This window comes from Paenarthrobacter sp. NPDC058040, assembly GCF_042885775.1.
Taxonomy (GTDB): Bacteria; Actinomycetota; Actinomycetes; order Actinomycetales; family Micrococcaceae; genus Arthrobacter.
Genome location: NZ_JBHVRN010000019.1, coordinates 61401 through 78615 on the forward strand (window position 1 = coordinate 61401; position 17215 = coordinate 78615).

At 64.2% G+C, this 17215-nt stretch carries 17 protein-coding genes; 10 read left to right on the forward strand and 7 right to left on the reverse strand.

The window, feature by feature from the left end; genetic code table 11:
• Positions 1–6 precede the first annotated feature (6 nt).
• The 3 genes from ACFVSJ_RS22070 to ACFVSJ_RS22080 all read left to right on the forward strand — a co-directional run bounded on the left by ACFVSJ_RS22070 (position 7) and on the right by ACFVSJ_RS22080 (position 2761).
• On the forward strand, positions 7–1242 hold the full coding sequence (locus ACFVSJ_RS22070) for a pyridoxal phosphate-dependent aminotransferase (RefSeq protein WP_387439251.1): 1236 nt from the start codon (positions 7–9) through the stop codon (positions 1240–1242).
• Between the two features lie 140 nt (positions 1243–1382).
• Positions 1383–1841 (forward strand): carboxymuconolactone decarboxylase family protein, encoded by a 459-nt coding sequence (locus ACFVSJ_RS22075; RefSeq protein WP_387439252.1) that lies wholly within the window; start codon positions 1383–1385, stop codon positions 1839–1841.
• A gap of 17 nt (positions 1842–1858) precedes the next feature.
• Positions 1859–2761, forward strand: coding sequence for a sigma-70 family RNA polymerase sigma factor (locus ACFVSJ_RS22080; protein WP_387439253.1), 903 nt, complete (start codon positions 1859–1861; stop codon positions 2759–2761).
• On the opposite strand, the gene ACFVSJ_RS22085 is transcribed toward ACFVSJ_RS22080, so the two are convergent.
• The 4 genes from ACFVSJ_RS22085 to ACFVSJ_RS22100 all read right to left on the reverse strand — a co-directional run bounded on the left by ACFVSJ_RS22085 (position 2739) and on the right by ACFVSJ_RS22100 (position 7381).
• Entirely contained in the window at positions 2739–3551 is an 813-nt protein-coding gene (locus ACFVSJ_RS22085; RefSeq protein ID WP_387439254.1) for a hypothetical protein, read from the reverse strand. The genes ACFVSJ_RS22080 and ACFVSJ_RS22085 overlap by 23 nt on opposite strands.
• Entirely contained in the window at positions 3526–4821 is a 1296-nt protein-coding gene (locus tag ACFVSJ_RS22090) for an APC family permease (protein ID WP_387439255.1), read from the reverse strand. The genes ACFVSJ_RS22085 and ACFVSJ_RS22090 overlap by 26 nt, the downstream gene beginning before the upstream one ends.
• Positions 4822–4994: 173 nt before the next feature.
• On the reverse strand, positions 4995–5432 hold the full coding sequence (locus ACFVSJ_RS22095) for a hypothetical protein (RefSeq protein ID WP_387439256.1): 438 nt from the start codon (positions 5430–5432) through the stop codon (positions 4995–4997).
• Positions 5433–5434: 2 nt separating this feature from the next.
• Positions 5435–7381 carry a primary-amine oxidase gene (locus tag ACFVSJ_RS22100; protein ID WP_387439257.1) on the reverse strand — a complete coding sequence of 649 codons (1947 nt, stop codon included), beginning with the start codon at positions 7379–7381 and terminating at the stop codon, positions 5435–5437.
• A 121-nt stretch (positions 7382–7502) separates the two neighbouring features.
• Between ACFVSJ_RS22100 and ACFVSJ_RS22105 the strand changes: the two genes are divergently transcribed.
• The 3 genes from ACFVSJ_RS22105 (at position 7503) to ACFVSJ_RS22115 (ending at position 9290) form a co-directional block, all read left to right on the forward strand.
• Entirely contained in the window at positions 7503–8093 is a 591-nt protein-coding gene (locus tag ACFVSJ_RS22105) for a TetR/AcrR family transcriptional regulator (protein ID WP_387439258.1), read from the forward strand.
• Between the two features lie 109 nt (positions 8094–8202).
• Positions 8203–8886 carry a helix-turn-helix domain-containing protein gene (locus ACFVSJ_RS22110; RefSeq protein ID WP_387439259.1) on the forward strand — a complete coding sequence of 228 codons (684 nt, stop codon included), beginning with the start codon at positions 8203–8205 and terminating at the stop codon, positions 8884–8886.
• 191 nt (positions 8887–9077) lie between these two features.
• Positions 9078–9290, forward strand: coding sequence for a hypothetical protein (locus ACFVSJ_RS22115; RefSeq protein WP_387439261.1), 213 nt, complete (start codon positions 9078–9080; stop codon positions 9288–9290).
• Here ACFVSJ_RS22115 and ACFVSJ_RS22120 read toward each other — a convergent pair.
• Entirely contained in the window at positions 9287–9925 is a 639-nt protein-coding gene (locus ACFVSJ_RS22120; protein ID WP_387439262.1) for a LysE family translocator, read from the reverse strand. The two genes, ACFVSJ_RS22115 and ACFVSJ_RS22120, sit on opposite strands and share 4 nt — an antisense overlap.
• Before the next feature lie 177 nt (positions 9926–10102).
• Between ACFVSJ_RS22120 and ACFVSJ_RS22125 the strand changes: the two genes are divergently transcribed.
• The 3 genes from ACFVSJ_RS22125 to ACFVSJ_RS22135 all read left to right on the forward strand — a co-directional run bounded on the left by ACFVSJ_RS22125 (position 10103) and on the right by ACFVSJ_RS22135 (position 13026).
• Positions 10103–11515, forward strand: coding sequence for an aldehyde dehydrogenase family protein (locus ACFVSJ_RS22125; RefSeq protein ID WP_387439263.1), 1413 nt, complete (start codon positions 10103–10105; stop codon positions 11513–11515).
• 146 nt (positions 11516–11661) lie between these two features.
• Entirely contained in the window at positions 11662–12519 is an 858-nt protein-coding gene (locus ACFVSJ_RS22130) for a prephenate dehydratase (RefSeq protein WP_387439264.1), read from the forward strand.
• A 51-nt stretch (positions 12520–12570) separates the two neighbouring features.
• On the forward strand, positions 12571–13026 hold the full coding sequence (locus ACFVSJ_RS22135; RefSeq protein ID WP_387439265.1) for a prevent-host-death protein: 456 nt from the start codon (positions 12571–12573) through the stop codon (positions 13024–13026).
• Between the two features lie 185 nt (positions 13027–13211).
• On the opposite strand, the gene trxB is transcribed toward ACFVSJ_RS22135, so the two are convergent.
• Complete coding sequence (gene trxB / locus ACFVSJ_RS22140; protein WP_387439267.1) at positions 13212–14183, reverse strand: thioredoxin-disulfide reductase; 972 nt, start codon at positions 14181–14183, stop codon at positions 13212–13214.
• Positions 14184–14247: 64 nt separating this feature from the next.
• Positions 14248–16413, reverse strand: coding sequence for an MMPL family transporter (locus ACFVSJ_RS22145; RefSeq protein WP_387439269.1), 2166 nt, complete (start codon positions 16411–16413; stop codon positions 14248–14250).
• A gap of 214 nt (positions 16414–16627) precedes the next feature.
• On the opposite strand from ACFVSJ_RS22145, the gene ACFVSJ_RS22150 reads away from it, so the two are divergent.
• On the forward strand, positions 16628–17119 hold the full coding sequence (locus tag ACFVSJ_RS22150; protein WP_387439270.1) for a MarR family winged helix-turn-helix transcriptional regulator: 492 nt from the start codon (positions 16628–16630) through the stop codon (positions 17117–17119).
• Positions 17120–17215: the final 96 nt, after the last annotated feature.

The following is a 17215-nucleotide window of genomic DNA, read 5'->3' on the forward strand; positions in this document are numbered from 1 at the left end:
TCAACCATGCGTCCGATGCAGCACTCCAGCAAACTCCAGAACGTCCGGTACGAGCTCCGTGGTCCCATCCTCCAAGCGGCCAAGGCCATGGAAGCCGAGGGGCACCGCATCCTCAAGATGAACCTCGGGGACACGGCACCGTTCGGGCTGGAAGCGCCGGAGTCCGTGGTGGTGGACATGATCCACCACATCCGCGGAGCACAGGGGTACAGCGACTCCAAGGGCATCTTCTCTGCCCGCACCGCCATCTCGCAGTACTACCAAACCCGCGGGCTCATGAACATCGGCGTTGAGGACGTGTTCATCGGCAACGGTGTCAGCGAGCTCATCTCCATGACCTTGCAGGCGTTCATGGAGAACGGCGACGAGATCCTGATTCCTGCGCCGGACTACCCGCTGTGGACCGCCACCGTCACGCTCACCGGGGGCAAGGCCGTGCACTACCTCTGCGACGAGGACGAGAACTGGTGGCCGAACATGGCCGACGTCGAAGCGAAGATTACCCCGCGCACCCGTGGCATTGTGATCATCAATCCGAACAACCCCACCGGTGCCGTCTACCCCCGGCACATCCTGGATCAGTTCGCAGCCCTGGCTCGCAAGCACGATCTGGTGCTGTTCTCCGACGAGATCTACGAGAAGATCCGGTACGTCGATGCTCCGCACATCCACACGGCCTCCATCGCGGACGATATCTGCGTGCTGACGTTCAGTGGTCTTTCCAAGGCCTACCGGATGCCCGGCTACCGCGCAGGCTGGGTTGCCGTGACAGGGCCCCTGGCCGCCACCGCCGCGTACCGGGAATCCCTGGAACTCCTGGCATCACTGCGCTTGTGTTCCAACGTTCCCGCACAGCACGCCATCCAGACCTGCCTGGGCGGATACCAAAGCATCGAGGCACTCATCGCTCCGGGCGGACGCCTGCGGGAACAGAGGGATCTGGCGTGGAAGCTCCTGACGGCCATTCCCGGGGTTTCCTGCGTCCCGGCCGCCGGTGCCATGTACCTCTTCCCGCGGCTCGACCCTGAGGTCTACCCCATAGCCTCCGATGAACAGTTTGTCCTGCAACTCCTCCAGGAACAGAAGATCCTGGTGTCCCACGGCACGGCCTTCAATTGGCCCACCCCGGACCATTTCCGGTTCGTGATCCTGCCGGCCGTCCGGGACATCGAGGAAGCCGTACGCCGGATCTCGCACTTCCTGGCGGCATACCGGAACCGCCCGCTGGACTCCCCCAAGTAGGTCGCATTTGTGCGCGTTTTGACGGGTCTAAACGCGCACAAATGCGACCCAGTTGGGCGGGCGGGCTCATGAAACTGTCACACTTCCCGCTCCCCTTCCGACATCCCTGATGTAAGGCACCAACTCGGAAGGGAAACACCATGCCACGCATCAACATGGGCCGCAGCAACAAGCTCGGCTACGCAGCTGTCATCGGGCTGGAAGGCTACGCCCGCAAGTCCGTAGACCCGGATCTCTACGAACTCATCAAGCTGCGTGCCTCCATCCTCAACGGCTGTGGGTTCTGCGTGGACATGCACGCTACCGACGGTCGGAAACGCGGAATCCCGTCCCGGAAACTGCACGCCGTCGCAGCCTGGCAACACTCCAAAGTCTTCTTCGACGCACGGGAACAAGCTGTGCTGGCCCTTACGGACGCCGTCACCCAGCTCGGTCCGGATACCGTCACCGACGACGTTTGGAACGCAGCCGCCACCCACTTCGACGACGGGCAAATGGGTGCCCTGATCCTGGCCATCTCCACCATCAACGTCTGGAACCGGATTGCCGTCAGCACGCAGATGGAGCCGCCGGTAGATGAGAAGAACCCGATTGCCTGAGGGGTAGCGTGGAGGGCATGAGTCTTGCGGTGTCGGCCACTGCGGCGTGGCAGAGCGAACGCAGCCGTCTGCTGGGGATCGCGTACAGGATGCTGGGCGACTTCGGCCACGCGGAGGACGTGGTCTCGGAAGTAGCGATCGACGCCGTCCGGCAAGAGAGGCGTTCCGGTGTGGACTCGTGGCCGGCGTGGCTGACCACGGTGTGTGTCCGGCGGTCCGTGGACAGGGTCCGCCAACTGGCTGCAATCCGGGAGGACTACACCGGTCCCTGGCTGCCCGAACCAGTGGACACGTCCCGGCTTCCCGAGGAAACCGTGGCCAACCGCGAGCTCTTGTCCCTGACATTGCTGCACCTCGCAGAGCAGTTGGCACCCGAAGCGCGCGCAGCCCTGGTGCTGCACCGCGCCTTCGGGATGTCCGCACCGGAGATCGGCGAAATCCTCGAAAAGTCACCGGCTGCCGTGCGCCAAATGATCTCGCGTTCCGAACGCCGCTTGGACATCGACCCTGACGCACCTGCTCCTCGGGCCAAGGACCGCGCCGCGCTGGAGAAACTGGTGCTCGCCATTGAGAACGGCGATATCGACACGGTGGTGGCCATGTTGGACCGGGACGCCGTTCTCTGGGCCGACGGCGGTGGCAAGGTCAAGAGTGCTATGAACCCCTTGTTTGGTGCAGCCAGGATCGCCCGCTTCTTCGCCGGAATCCTCGGCAAGGCGGCCGCCGTCGACCCCTTGCGGCCGGTTTCCGCGGAGGTCATCGACATCAACGGCGAACCGGCGCTGGTGCTCAGGCACCAGAGCCGCGCCGACGTCTTGGTGCTCGACGGCGGCCCTGGCGGCACCATCCGGGCGTTGCGGCAGGTCTCCAATCCGGACAAGCTGACGCGGGTCTCGCTCAGTCCCCGGCGGACCCACTGACCCGCAATGCATTGATGATCGCCGGGATGGACCCGATCAGCATGATCAAAGCCCACACCAGCGCCACCACCACGGTCACCAGAGCCCAGAACTGGTCCCCGATGGACACCAGGGGACCCGGCAGGAACCCGTGAATCAGCCCGAGGATCATCTGCAGCAGCACGGAAACCACCAACAACACCACCAGCCCCGTGACCTTCAGGAACTTCGGCTGGCTCAGGACCAGCAACACCGCGAACACGATCTTCAGCAGCAGCAACAGCCCGAGAATTGCCGCAGCCTGGCCTTTCGGAAAGCTCCCCCACAGAGCCAGATACGCGATGGTCCCAAACGGCGTGGCCACGAACAGCCCGATCATCAGGAACAGCTTGGCCAGCGCCAGCATCGCGGTCAGGAACGCCGCGATCACCCACAACACGGTCACGATCAGCGTCGCTATCCCTTGGACCCGGCCGTACGTTCGCAGGTTCATCATGAGGCTCAGCCCGAGCATCACCACCGTGAACAGCAGCAGCCCGTCCAGGAACGCCAGAAAGCCGATGCCCGCTCCCGGCGGATCTGCATCGGCTCTCTGGGTTTTGAGGAACACGTCCAGCGGAACGCCCAGTTTGTCGGCGTCCCCTGCCGAGACGGGGTCGACGGCGGTCTGGCCCAGTACCAGCGACATGCCCACCTCGGCCAGGACTACCAGGGCGAAGACGACGACGGCGGCAATGAAGAAAGGGCGGCGCAGCGCATCGGGATCCGGCCCGCTGCGGAACCCTTCACGAATTGACCACGCTGCGGCCATGGGTCAATTGTGGCACCGGGGGTTTCAAATACAAGCGTCCTGCCACCATGGCCGCCACACCCAACGCTGCGGGGACCAGGAGTGCCCATCCGCTGAACACGAGAACCACCAGCATCACCACAGCGGCCACGATCACCCCGTACCAGGCTGCCGTGCCGCGGCGAAGGAGTACCACGCCGGCGGCCAAGCCAAACGCCGTCACTGCCGTGAAGCACGCGGAGGCCGCGCCGATCTGGAATTCCATGCTCAACAACCCGGCGGCGGCGAGCGCAAAGGAGATCGACGCCATGACTGCGAGCGCGCCGAGGCTCACCGATGGGACCTCACCCGGTCCGGCGCCACGCGCCAAAGCCCGCGGCAGCACGCCGTCGGACGCCAAGCGGGCGCCCAGTTTGCTGGCACCGGCAACAAAAGTGTTGAGCGGCCCGAACGTCAGCACCGCTGCGGCCACGGCGGTCACTGGCGCGGCGGCGGGCCCGAGCCCTTTGGCGAGCAGTTCCGCCACCGGCACGCTGCTCCCCGCGAGCGCTGGTCCGAGGACTGCGACACAGGCCGCCACCAGGCCGATGTAGATCACGCCCACCACGACGAGCGTCAGCCACGTGGCCCTCTTCAGGTCGCGTCCCGGGTTGCGGAATTCGCCGGCCAGGTGCGTCACTGCCTCCCATCCCGCGAAGCAGAAGAACAGCAGGCTGGCTGCGGCGCCCACAGCCCAATAGCCATGCGGGGCGAAGGGCACAAAGTTGTCCGCTTTGGCGTAGGGTGCGGCAACCCCGACGGCCAACGCCAGGAGTGCCACCAGCAGCACCATCAGTCCCAGTTGCAGCTTGCTGGAGACGCGGATCCCCACCGCGTTGCTCAGGAACCCGGCAGTGAGGATGGCACCGGCGGCAATCAATGCCGTCTCCCTGCCGCCGCCCACAGCATGCGCGATGTAATCCCCGCCGATCACCGCCGTCGCGGGCGCCCCGAACGGAATGGCGAAGTAGAAAAGGTAGCCGGCCACCACCGAGGCGCGCCGCCCGAAAGCGCGCGTCACGAACGTCGCGATCCCTCCGGCGTCGGGCTGCTGCCTGGACATTTCCGCGAAACTGAACGCCACCGGCGTACAGAAAACCAGCAGCAGCGCCCAGGCCAGCAACGACGCCGGACCCGCCACCTGCGCTGCAATGGCCGGAAGGACCAGCACACCTGAGCCAAGGATGGCACCTACATAGATACCGGTTGCCCTGAACAGCCCAAGGCCCGAACTACTGACAGCTTTACTCACTCAACCACTGAACACTGTTCGGAGTGGTCCCAACAAGCGGAGAAACTGCCTGTCAGGAGCGAAATCCTGCCGAATTTCCGGGCGAGCGTACCGTCACGACCTTCTTTGAAGCGACCGGGCGGTTTTTACAACCAATTCCGGGTGCGGTGATGCCGTTCCGGCGGCAAAGTGGGTCAGGACCGCACAGCCGTCCGACGCCGGAGACGCGCCACGAGCGTGGCGGCGAGCAACGCCGTCGTGAGTTCCAGTCCGATCACCAGCAACAGTTCCGCGGCGCCGCTTGGATCAACAGCGCCCGACGACGGCCTGCCGCCGTGCGCATGGCCGGAACCGCCCACTCCAAGCAGCAACGCAGCGTGCAGGGCAACCATGGCAAGGGCCGAGCCTGTGACCTGGTGGAGGGCTCCGACGCGGCTGTGGCGCCAGATATGGATGGTGCACGGAACGCAGACTGCCGCGAGTCCGATCATCAGGAAGCCGATCCACGCTTCGTGGTGCCCGGAGGCCGCGAGCCAGAGGTGTACCGCGCAGGAGATGGCCGTCAGGGCCGCGCAGATTCGGGGGTGGAGGACGGGTCCGTTGGTGCGGACCCGTCCCGCGATGATTGCCATGGCTAGTGGCAGTGACCGGCGTCAGAACCGGCTTCCGAGGCCCCGCTGTGGCAGCTCGATCCGGAGGTGTTGGCCGGGATGTCGAGCACCGGGCTGCGGTCGAAGAAGCCCTCGGGACGCAGCTTGAAGCCAACGGTGTCCACGGGCATGATCGGCCAGTCCTCCACACGCGGGAAGTGCGTCAGGCCGAAGGTGTGCCAGAGAACGATGTCCTGCCCGTCGATGTCGCGGTCTTGGGCAACGTAGGCGGGCAGGCCGGCCCCGCCGGAGTGCTGGTTCACGAAGTCGCCTGTGGGGTAGCGTTCCTCGTCTGCGTAGCGGGTGACCCAGACGTCCTTCGTGGCAAAAGCGGCGCGCTTCGCTATGGAGGAGGCAGGATCGGCCAAGAGCGTGGGCTGGTTCTCGGCGTGGAGCTTGTAGCCGACGGGCTCACCCAGGCGGTTCTTCGATTCAGGGTTGGAGATGATCCAGGTCCTTCCGGCGCGGGCGTCGGCTTCCCGGACGGCTTCGGATTCACGGCTCAAGACAGTGCGCTTGCGGGAGAACGCATTGCCGCGCTCGTTGCCCTCACCCATCGCTTGGCGGACCACGTCTTCTTCCTCCACGCGGTTGCTGAAGCCGTCGATGGCCATGTCCAGGCGGGCGCTGAAGAGGTGCTGGTGGAACGGTGCACCAAGGCCCGGTGCGAGCTGGGAAATGTTGTCCGAACCGCCCTCCGGGAAGGCAGACGTGAACACGATTCCGGTGGCCTTTGCTTCGAATTCGATGGTGCCGTCCAAGTACAAGTACCAGTAGAAGCCGTAGTCGTAGTTGCCGATGGTGGTGAAGAAGGAGATCACCAGGCGGCGGTTACGGCGGGTGTAGTTGATGCCCGTCCAGAGGTCTGAGTGCTTGGACAGGATGCCCCAGTCTTCCTCGTGCATGCAGATGCCGTTGCGGATCTCGCGGGGGTTGCCGAAAGCGTCGCTGATGACTGGGCTGAGGTAGGTGATGTCGCCCAGGCAGTCGCAGCCCAGTTCCAGGGAGTTCGCGTATTGGCCCACCAGGTATTCGCCGGTGTCGAAGTAGTTCTGCCAGGACCGGATGGGCGAAGGGTCACCGTAGGGGACCACCATTTCGGCAATCGACGCGCGGTGGATGATTTGCCGTTTGCGGTCCCCGTCCTGGAAGGCAAGGTTGTGGAGGACAACTCCTTCGCGGACATCGAAGCCGACGTCGACGCTCCACTTCTCCCACTCGACGTGGTTGCCGCCCGTGACCGTGAAGCTGGGACCTTCGGGCTGGGTGATGCTGATGGGCTTCTGCGTCTCGCGGAGCGGGCCGGTCAGTTCCGGATCAGTGTAGTTTCCGTGCTCGGCCGGGATGGGCATGATTCCGAGGTCAATGACCTGGGTGACCTCCTTGTTCACCACGTCCACATAAGCCACCAAGCCGTCCACGGGGTGCGCCCAGGCGCTGTCTTCGGGGAAGTCCTGCACGAAGGCAAGCCCGCGGAGGATGCGGCGGCCGCGCTCCTCTTCGTATTCGAAGACACCGGCGGACAACGGTGCGACGCGGACCTTTTCCACGTCGAGGTCCCTCGCTGCGAGCGCGGCGAGCCAGCGCTCGTCGGTGGCCAGGAGGGTCTCGACAACCTCGAACTCTTCTTCGAGGACCGGCAGTTCGCCGGAGACTTTGGTATCGAGTTCGACGGCGGACAGGATCTCTCCGCGGGTGGCGGACACAAGTACGTCCGTGGGAGCGCCGCCGGAGATGTCGTGGATGAACACCCGGAACCGGCGGTCCACGCCCTCGGAGGCGTCACGGGACGGATCCACGAGCCCCAGATAGGCGATCCGCTTTCCGGCGCCGAGGTGTCCCGCAGCCTGCAGGATGCCCTGCGCCGCGGTGATCTCTTCACCGGTGGCAAGGCCGTATTGGGCGGAAGTTTCAGTTGCTGTGGGCGTCATGGCTGCCTCTGGTCCGGGACCTGTGATGGTCAGGATTTATTTTCTATAGTTGTAGAGAATAACCAAAACGTAAGATGGGTCACAAGACCTTTCCGCCGAAAATTTTCCAGGAGCCCACCCCGTGCCAAAGATTGTGGACCACGATCAACGACGCCTTGAACTGGTGGACGCGACGTGGCGGATCATCGCCAGGCTGGGCATCGAAGGCGCCACCATGCGGGAAATCGCCGAAGAGGCCGGCTTCGCCAACGGTGCCCTTAAGCCCTACTTCCCCACCAAGGACCTGCTCCTGACCTCGGCGTTCGGCCACGTGTTCAACCGGACCAACCAACGCATCGCGTCGATGACCGACGGACTCTCTGGGCTGGAAGCGCTCCGGGCCTTTTGCGCGGAGGTGCTCCCCCTGGACGAGGAACGCGTCAACGAAGCCCGGATCGTCATCCCGTTCTGGCAGAAAGCGCTCAACGATCCGGACATGGCGGCCCTGCACAGCAAATCCATGAGCCAGTGGCACACCACCATCGCCGAACACGCCGCAGCAGCCCGAGCCGCAGGCGAGATCCACACCCCCATCGGGGACGCCGCCGTCGCCGATCACCTGCTCAATATGATGCTGGGCGCGCAAATCGTGGCAGCACTATCGCCGGCAGAGCATTTCTCGCAGGACCTGGCAGGGCAGCTGGACAACTATCTGGCGCTGCTGGTGGCGTGAGAGCTAGCTTCAATTACTTATTCGTAGCGGGATCGCTATGAATGTGAAATGTCCACAAGCTGCGCCGAGAGTCGTTACATATTCATAGCGATACCGCTACCATTATGAAATGGCGCTCAGCATCTCCGAGTTGGCAAACCGCCTCCATGTGAACGAGAGCCGAGCACGGCACCTCGTCAATTCCGGACGCATACGCGGGCAACGGGTCGGTGGACGCTGGATCGTTGAGGAAGCCGATGCCGCCCAGTACCGTCCGGGGAGGCTTGCCGGCCGACCTCTTTCCGAACGAAGCGCCTGGCTGCTCATGTCATCTTTTTGGGACGAAAGCCCGCGCTCTCCCCTTGATTACTTAGAGCTCTCACCCATCGAGAGGCATCGCCTCAACGAACGGATCAGGCGGCTCCAGGACTCGCGCGATCCTCAGGACCTCCTCGCCGCATGGCTCGCCAATCGCGCCGAAAAGTTCGAGTTCTCCTCCAACCCGGCAGACATAGCCGAGCTTCGCGAGGACAAACGAATCTACCTCTCCGGGGTTTCCCATCCACGGTCAGGACTGCTGGCGAACGCAGAGCTGGAGGCGTACGTGCGACGCGACGAACTAAAGGACGTCGTCAAAGACTGGTTCCTGGTTGAACCTGCCTCCGGCAAGAGATCCAATGTCATTCTCAGAGCAGCCGATCAAATCCCGGACGAACTTCCACCACTTGCTGTGGCGGCAGACCTTGCGGAGCGGCCAGGTGTCCGCGAACAACAGGCCGCACGTGAAATCCTTGGGAGCATTCATGCCCATTGAGCTTCCAGCGATGCCCCTCGAACAACAGGAAGCATGGCAAGCGGTCTTCGAAATCCATGGCTCCATGCCCGACGGCTGGGTCTTGGTCGGCGGCCAGGCCGTCTTCCTGCACGCCGTGGAGCGAGGAGCTCCGAGCGTGCGGGCCACGAACGACGCGGATATGGCCCTGGACATCCGGGCCTTCCCGGACGATGCTCCACGACTTCACCGCCCTCATCGTGCGGCTCGGATTCGAGTCCGCATCTGTTATCCGGGCGTCCGACCTTCGCGGTGTGGCTTACAAGCCGGCTGAACGGGACCACCTGGCAAATATGCTGGGTCGCCTCGCCAACGAACCGGAGCTCATGGATCAATTCCCGGAAGGGGGCGAGGGCGTGGAACGCCTCCGCCTGTCGCTGAGCTAGCTCGCAGCCCCCGACGCCACCACGCCGACACCCAGTCCCGCGATGATCCCGCTGGAAGTACGTTCGACGACGCTGCTCACCTTGGGGCGCTTGAGCCACCTCATTGCCTTGAACGCCACCACGGCGATCATCGACAGGTACGCGAAGGCGATGACCGCCACCACGACGCCCAGAATGAGCGAGGTGCCCATGGTGTCGCCACCGTGCGGGATGAACTGCGGGACCACGGCAAGGTAGAACAGGCCCACCTTGGGGTTGAGCAGCGTGGACAACGCGCCGGCACCGAGAGCCGAAAGCCGGCTGTAGGGCAGGGGAGCCTCCGACGCACCTTCAGCGCCTGCCTTGGCAGCGCGCCGCGACTTGATGAACGACGAAATGCCCAGGTACAGCAAGTACAAACCACCGGCGATCTTGATCCACCGGAAGAGCTCCGCCGATTGCTCCAGGATCGCGGCGAGGCCCACGCCCACCAGCGCCGCCCACACAATCGCCGCACCGGCGGAACCTGCGGCGGCGGCAATCCCCGCTGAAGGCCTGTTGAGCGCAATGCGCAGCACAAGGAAAGTGTCCGGACCGGGAGTCACGGACAGAATCAGGCAGAGACCGGCGAAGGCCGCGAGGGAAGCGAGAGTCACAAGTTCGATTGTGGAGCATACCGGCAGGTAGCGAAAGCCAAGCGCACCTAAAGCGTTCGCTTGCCGTCAAGGGCTGTTCGTCCATCGACAAGACCACGCCACGTGACGCCAACCACACTGGAGACATCGCCGCGCGCCTTACCGGCCGCCAAGACTCACTACCTGAGCGGAGTACCAATGGAGACTTACGACGCCCTGCTGGCCTCGATCACCGCAGCCCCCGGCCAGAACAGCCGCACCATCTTCGATCCCGCCACGGGCGAAGCCGTCGGCGAGGCACCGGTCCACACCGTCGAGGACCTCGAAGCCGCCATCGCTACTGCCGCTGCCGTACAACCCGCGTGGGCAGCGTTGGGCCACGACGCCCGGTCCGCCGCGCTCCTGAAAGCAGCCGACGCCGTCGAACGTTCAGCTGAAGAACTCGCCCAACTGCTCTCCCGCGAGCAAGGCAAGCCGCTCAACGGCCCGAACGCCCGCTTCGAAGTCGGCGCCTGCGCCGCCTGGCTCCGCGCCACCGCCGGCACCCCGCTGGAACCTGAAGTCGTTGTTGACGACGGGGAAACCCGCGCCGAACTGCACTACCGGCCCATCGGCGTCGTCGGCGCGATCGGACCGTGGAACTGGCCCATGATGATCACCGTCTGGCAGATCGCCCCGGCACTGCGCATGGGCAACTCCGTAGTGGTCAAGCCATCCGAGTACACGCCGTTGTCCGTGCTCGCGCTGATCTCGATCATCAACCAGGAACTCCCCGAAGGCCTGGTATCCGTGGTCTCCGGCGGACGCGATGTCGGCGCCCGGCTCGCGGAACACGAGGCGATCGGCAAGGTCATGTTCACCGGCTCCACCGCCACGGGCAAAGCGATCATCCGCTCCTCCGCAGACACCGTCAAGCGACTCACCTTGGAACTCGGCGGCAACGACGCCGGCATCGTCCTGCCGGACTCCGACCCCAAGGCCATCGCCGAAGGCCTGTTCTGGGGCGCGTTCATCAACACCGGCCAGACCTGTGCCGCCCTGAAGCGCCTGTACGTCCACGAGTCCCAGTACGATGCCGTCTGCACCGAGCTGGCCGCCGTAGCTGCCGCCATGCCGATGGGTAACGGGCTCGACGAGAACAACGTCCTTGGCCCGCTGCAGAACCGCCAGCAGTACGACATCGTCGCCCGCCTGGTCGACGCCGCCCGCGATTCGGGCGCCCGCATCCTGCTCGGCGGCAACCCCGACGCCGACCAGCCCGGCAACTTCTACCCCACCACCCTCGTGGCGGACATCGACAACGACAACCCGCTCGTCGCCGAGGAACAGTTCGGCCCGGCCCTCCCGATCATCAAGTACAGCACCGTTGACGAGGCCGTCGCCAAAGCGAACGCGCTCGACGTCGGACTCGGCGCCTCGGTCTGGTCCTCCGACCCGGCCGCTGCCCGCGAAGTCGCCGCCCGCATCCAGGCCGGAACCGTGTGGATCAACAAGCACGGCGCAGTGGACCCCCGCGTTCCCTTCGGTGGCGCGAAGCAGTCCGGCTATGGCCTGGAGTTCGGCGCCGAAGGCCTCAAGCACCTCGGTGTCCCACAGATCATCAACGGCTAAGTTCCGCGTGCTGGCCCCCATCTGGGTCGCACTTCGCGTCGTTTTCAGCGCTGGGAACGACGCGAAGTGCGACCCAGTTGGGTGTTGCTGGCCATACGGTGGACGCTTTTGCGCAGCCATATGTCCCGCGTGAAACCATGAGCATCATGTCCCAAAAGATCGCGTACCAAGGCGAGCCCGGAGCCAACTCGGACCTCGCATGCAAGGAAATGTTCCCCGGACTCGAAAGCGTGCCCTGCGCCAGCTTCGAGGACGCCTTTGAACTCGTCTCCACCGGTGCTGTGGACCTGGCGATGATCCCCATCGAGAACTCCATCGCAGGCCGTGTGGCGGACATCCACATCCTGCTCCCGCAGTCGAACCTGCAGATCGTTGGCGAATATTTCCTCCCGATCCGCTTCGATCTCCTGGGCATCCCCGGCAGCACCATCGAGGGTGCCACCGAGGTCCACAGCCACATCCACGCCCTTGGCCAGTGCCGCCGCATCATCCGCGAAGCCGGCTTGAAGCCCGTGATCGCGGGGGACACTGCCGGTTCAGCCCGCGAAGTCCGCGACTGGAACGATCCCCGGAAGCTCTCCCTCGCTCCCCCGTTGGCAGCGGGACTGTATGGACTCGAGGTCCTGGCGTCCGGTGTGGAGGACGACCCCACCAACACCACTCGCTTCGTAGTTCTTGCCCGGGAACAGGCACTTCCCACCAAGGAAGAATTGCCCGGTCCGGCCATCACTACGTTCGTGTTCCGCGTCCGGAACGTTCCCTCGGCCCTCTACAAGGCATTGGGCGGTTTCGCGACCAACGGGCTCAACATGACCCGGCTGGAGAGCTACATGGTGGGCAATGAGTTCGCCGCCACCATGTTCATTTCCGACGTCGAAGGCCACCCGGAAGACGCACGCCTCCGGCGGGCCCTGGAGGAACTGGAGTTCTTCACCACCGAAGTGCGCGTCCTTGGCGTGTACGCGGCCGACGGCTACCGGGAGCGGAACACTGTGAGCGCCTGAGCTACACAGGCCACCTTTCATTCAGAACATATTCTGAATACAATGTAGGGCATGAGCACTGCCACCACTTCAAGGACAACGTTCCAGTCGTCTGAGCTAAGCAGGTCTTCCGCAGAGGTCTTCGCGGCGGCTGCGGACCACCCGGTTCGAGTGACTCGCCGTGATGGGGAGGCACTCGTGCTGATGTCTGAGAGTGCCGATCGCGCCCGCTCCTCACTTCTGGAGCTGGCCGCCCAACTCGTCGCTGTCTCCACGAGCACCGAGGGTACGCTGGCGGGCCGCATGAGCGACCGATTCCCTTGGATGCTGGCGCTAAGCCACGCCGACCAAGAAACATGCGCGAGCGAAGTTCTGGCTGCAGCCCGAGCCTCGTTCGCGACGAATCAGCCCCACTTGGCTATTGCCGAGCTGACCGCTTGGCGAGAGTCTGCAACGGCCATAGCAGCGGGTCTCGGCCGGGAACCGATTGAGTGGCTTGAAGAGTCCGAACCCGTAGAGCGTCCTTGAGGCATGGCTAAGGATCCAAAGGTTGAGCGCCCCACTAAGAAGAGTGAATATGAACTTCGATTTGCCTCTGTTCAAGCGAGACGCGGCTGGGTAGACCTGCGTGCCACCATTCGGAATGCTCTGACGGATACCTGGGACTTTTCTCACACTCACCATCCCAACCAAACCAAATAGCCGGACGACGATTAGAAATGCGTTGGCTCTTCCACCAACGCCGTCGCGATGCTGTCCGCGTCCTCCAAGGCAGCGAGGTAGCGCTCCGCATCCAAAGCTGCAGCACACCCTGTGCCCGCAGCCGTGATCGCCTGGCGGTAGCGGTGGTCAACAGCATCTCCGCAAGCAAAGACGCCGGACAGGTTGGTGCACGTGGTGGGCGAGTCCACCTTGATGTAGCCCTCCGCGTCGAGGTCCACCTGCCCGGCCACCAACTCCGTCCGCGGCAAGTGTCCAATAGCCACAAAGATGCCCGTGGCTGCTTGCTCCCGCGTTGAACCGGTGCGGGTGTCCGTGAGCGTCACGCCAGTTACTTTCGCATCCCCATGAATGGCAGTGACCGCGGAGTTCCACGCAAAGCTGATCTTCGGATTATCCTTGGCGCGCTGGGCCATGATGCGTGAGGCACGCAGTTCGCCCTTGCGCACGACGACGGTCACGGACTTACCGAACCGGGTCAGGAACGTCGCCTCCTCCATGGCCGAGTCTCCACCGCCCACCACGATGATGTCCTGCTCGCGGAAGAAGAACCCATCGCACGTGGCGCACCAGGAGACTCCGTGTCCGCTGAGCTTCTTCTCCTCCGGCAGGCCGAGTTCCTTATAGGCCGAGCCCGTCGCCAGGATGACCGCCGGGGCCTCGTGGGTCTCGCCGCCGCCGGTGACCACGGATTTAAGGTGCCCGGCCAGCGAAACGGAAGTGACGTCGTCGAACACTATCTTGGCGCCGAACTTTTCCGCCTGCGCCTGCAACCCGTCCATCAGTTCCGGCCCTTGGATGCCTTCGGGGAATCCTGGGAAGTTCTCCACTTCGGTGGTGTTCATGAGGGCGCCGCCGGCCGTGACCGACCCCGCCAATACCAGCGGGGACAGCCCCGCCCGTGCGGCGTAGATCGCGGCCGTATAACCGGCTGGGCCGGATCCGATGATGATCAACTGTTCCATGAAAACTCCCTCGGCTGGGCGGGTACGCATCAAGTGCAACAAGTACCCGCCCGGCAATCAAGGCCTAACGCACAGCGGAACTTTCGCGTTCGCGGACCGCAACGGCAGAAACCCCGCGCCCCAGCTTGCTAGGCCACCAGATCCTGTCGCCGATGTCGTAGGCCAAAGCCGGCACCAGCAGCGAGCGCACCAGCACCGTATCGAGCAGCACACCGAACGCCACGATGAACGCCAGCTGCACCAGGAACATGATGGGAATGACACCCAGAGCGGCAAACGTAGCCGCCAGAACCACGCCCGCCGACGTGATCACGCCGCCGGTCACACCCAGCCCGCGGAGAATGCCCGGCCTGGTCCCATGCTTGAGCGATTCCTCCCGGACGCGGCTCATCAGGAAGATGTTGTAGTCCACGCCAAGCGCCACGAGGAACACAAAACCGAACAGCGGCACCGTGGCATCCGCGCCCGAGAACCCAAAGATCCCGTTGAACACCCATGCTGAGACGCCCATGGCCGCCCCGTAGGACAGGACCACCGAGAGCACCAGGAGCACCGGCGCAACAATGGATCGCAGCAAGAGCATCAGGATGAACAGGATGACCACCAGCACGATCGGGATGATCACCACCAGGTCACGTTGCGCCGTGGTGTTGGTGTCCAGCGCAGTGGCCGTGACGCCACCCACCAATGCGTCTGAATCAATGGCCTTCACATCTACACGCAGGGCCTTCACGGTGTCTTCGGCCTGGATGCTGTCCGCTGCGGAATCGAGCGTCGCGTTGATAAGCACCTTGCCATCGCGGACAGCAGGATCAGCCGGGGCACCGGGCGCACCCGTGATCGGCACGCTGCCTTCGGCCAACAGGTAGGCGTCGCCCACTCCGGTGGCGGCTTTGACCTTGTCCAGGACTTGCTGCGCAGCACCCTGGGAGGCAACCACGACGACGGGACTGCCGCTGCCGGCGTCGAAATGCCTCGCCAGCGCGTCCTGGCCGTCGACGGCGTCGGACTTGGCCAGGATGACGTCGGTCTGAGGCACACCGTTGGCTTTCAACTGGAGCACACCGGCGGAAGCGACCACGAGGAGCAGCACGGAGGCTATCCACACAACGCGCGGACGCCGCGAGACCAGCGTCCCCACGCCACGCCACAAACCCTTTTGCCCCTCAAGTCCAGTGACCAACTCCGGTTCGCGTTCGTCGTCGGGCAGCAGCTTGGGGCGGAAGGGCCAGAAGGCGGCGCGGCCCAGCAGCGCCATGAAGGCCGGGAGGAGCGTGAGCGCCGCAAAGAGTGAGCAAACGATGCCCGCCGCGGCAACGGGACCCAGCGCCTTGTTCGAGTTCAGGTCGGAGAACAGCAGGCACAACAGGGCGATGATCACCGTGGCACCCGAAGCGAGGATCGGTTCGAAGGACGCCTTCCAAGCCGTCACCACTGCCTGGGTGCGGTTGGTGGTGTGCGTCAGGGCTTCCCGGAAACGGGCAACGAACAGCAGGGCGTAATCCGTCGCGGCACCGATCACCAGGATGGACAGGATTCCTTGGCTCTGGCCGTTCAACTGGATCCAGCCGAGCTTGGCCATGCCGAACACCAGCAAAATGGCGGCGCAGAGGGCAAAGACTGACGTCAGGAGAACCGCGATCGGCAGGACCAGGGAGCGGTATACGAGCAACAGGATGACGAACACTGCGCCCAGCGCCACCAGCAAGAGGATGCCGTCTATGCCGCCGAAGGCGTTGACCAGATCGGCCGTCAGTCCGGCGGGACCTGTGACGAACGCGCGCATCCCATCGGGCGCACCAGGCTGGACGACGTCGCGGAGCTCCTTCACGGTGTCCCGTAGTTCGTCCGTGGACGCGATCGGCACGATGTACTGCACGGCTTTGTCGTCTGCCGACGGGATGGGCCCGACGACGGCGCTCCCCAGCTTGAGTGCCTCAATGTCGGCTTTCAACTGGGCTGCTTCGCCCAGTTGGGCAGGCGTGAAGGCAGCGTCGCCTTCCACGACAACCACCGCCGGGATCTCATCCGAGTCGCGGAACTTCGCTTGCCAGTCCCCTGCCTCCGTGGCTTCTGCGCCGGCGGGCAGGAAAGACGCTTGGTCGTTGGAGGACACTTCGTCCAGTCGTCCGAACGTTGGGCCGCCAACACCTGCGATTCCAAGCCACGTAATGACCAGCACCACCGGCACCAGCCAGCGCAGCCAGAACGGCACCTTCTGCTTTTTCATCAGTCCTTCTTCCGGGGCGTGAGTGAGGTCTTTATTCCACCATAGATTATCTCTATCATGGAACTAATCCAATCCCCCTTACGGAGTTCGCCTCCCGCCGAGTTGGCATTTGATGGCAATGTTGGATGCCGGGATTGGCATTAACTGCCATCTCGGCGCGGGCGGGCGGGGTAATATCCGGAAGGCAGCAAACACGGAAGACAGGAGGGCGCTGATGTCGGAAGGTGCCATGCCGCCGTCGGGCGTTCCCCAGGACCTTGTGCGGCTCCTCCAGGACTTCACCCTCGAAGCCAACCACTACGTGGACGCCGCCGGCGGCAGAAACGACATGCACCGGACGGACCTCAACGCCCTGGCTGTGATCATGCGCCACTCGGCCGCGGGGCGTGTGGTGACTCCAGGGGTGCTTCGCAGCGAGCTGCGGCTCAGCTCCCCCGCAACCACGGCTTTGGTGGACCGCCTTCATGCCTCCGGGCACCTCACCCGCGAGCGCCTCGGCACCGACCGCCGCCAGGTGCAGCTGCACATGACGCCCAAGGCCTACCGCGACGGCAGCGCCATGTTCCTTCCCTTGGCCATGCGCATGGGCAAAGCCATGGGAGTGTACAGCGAAGCGGAACTGGACCTGGTGCGGCGTTTCATGGCGGACATGGTCCAGGCCACCATCGAAGCCCGCCAGGAAGCCTCCCGCCCCGAACCCAAGTAGGTCGCATTTGTGCGCGTTTTGAGCGTTCAAAACGCGCACAAATGCGACCCAGTTGGGTAGCGTTTCCCTATGGTGTGAGGTATACAAAAATGACGC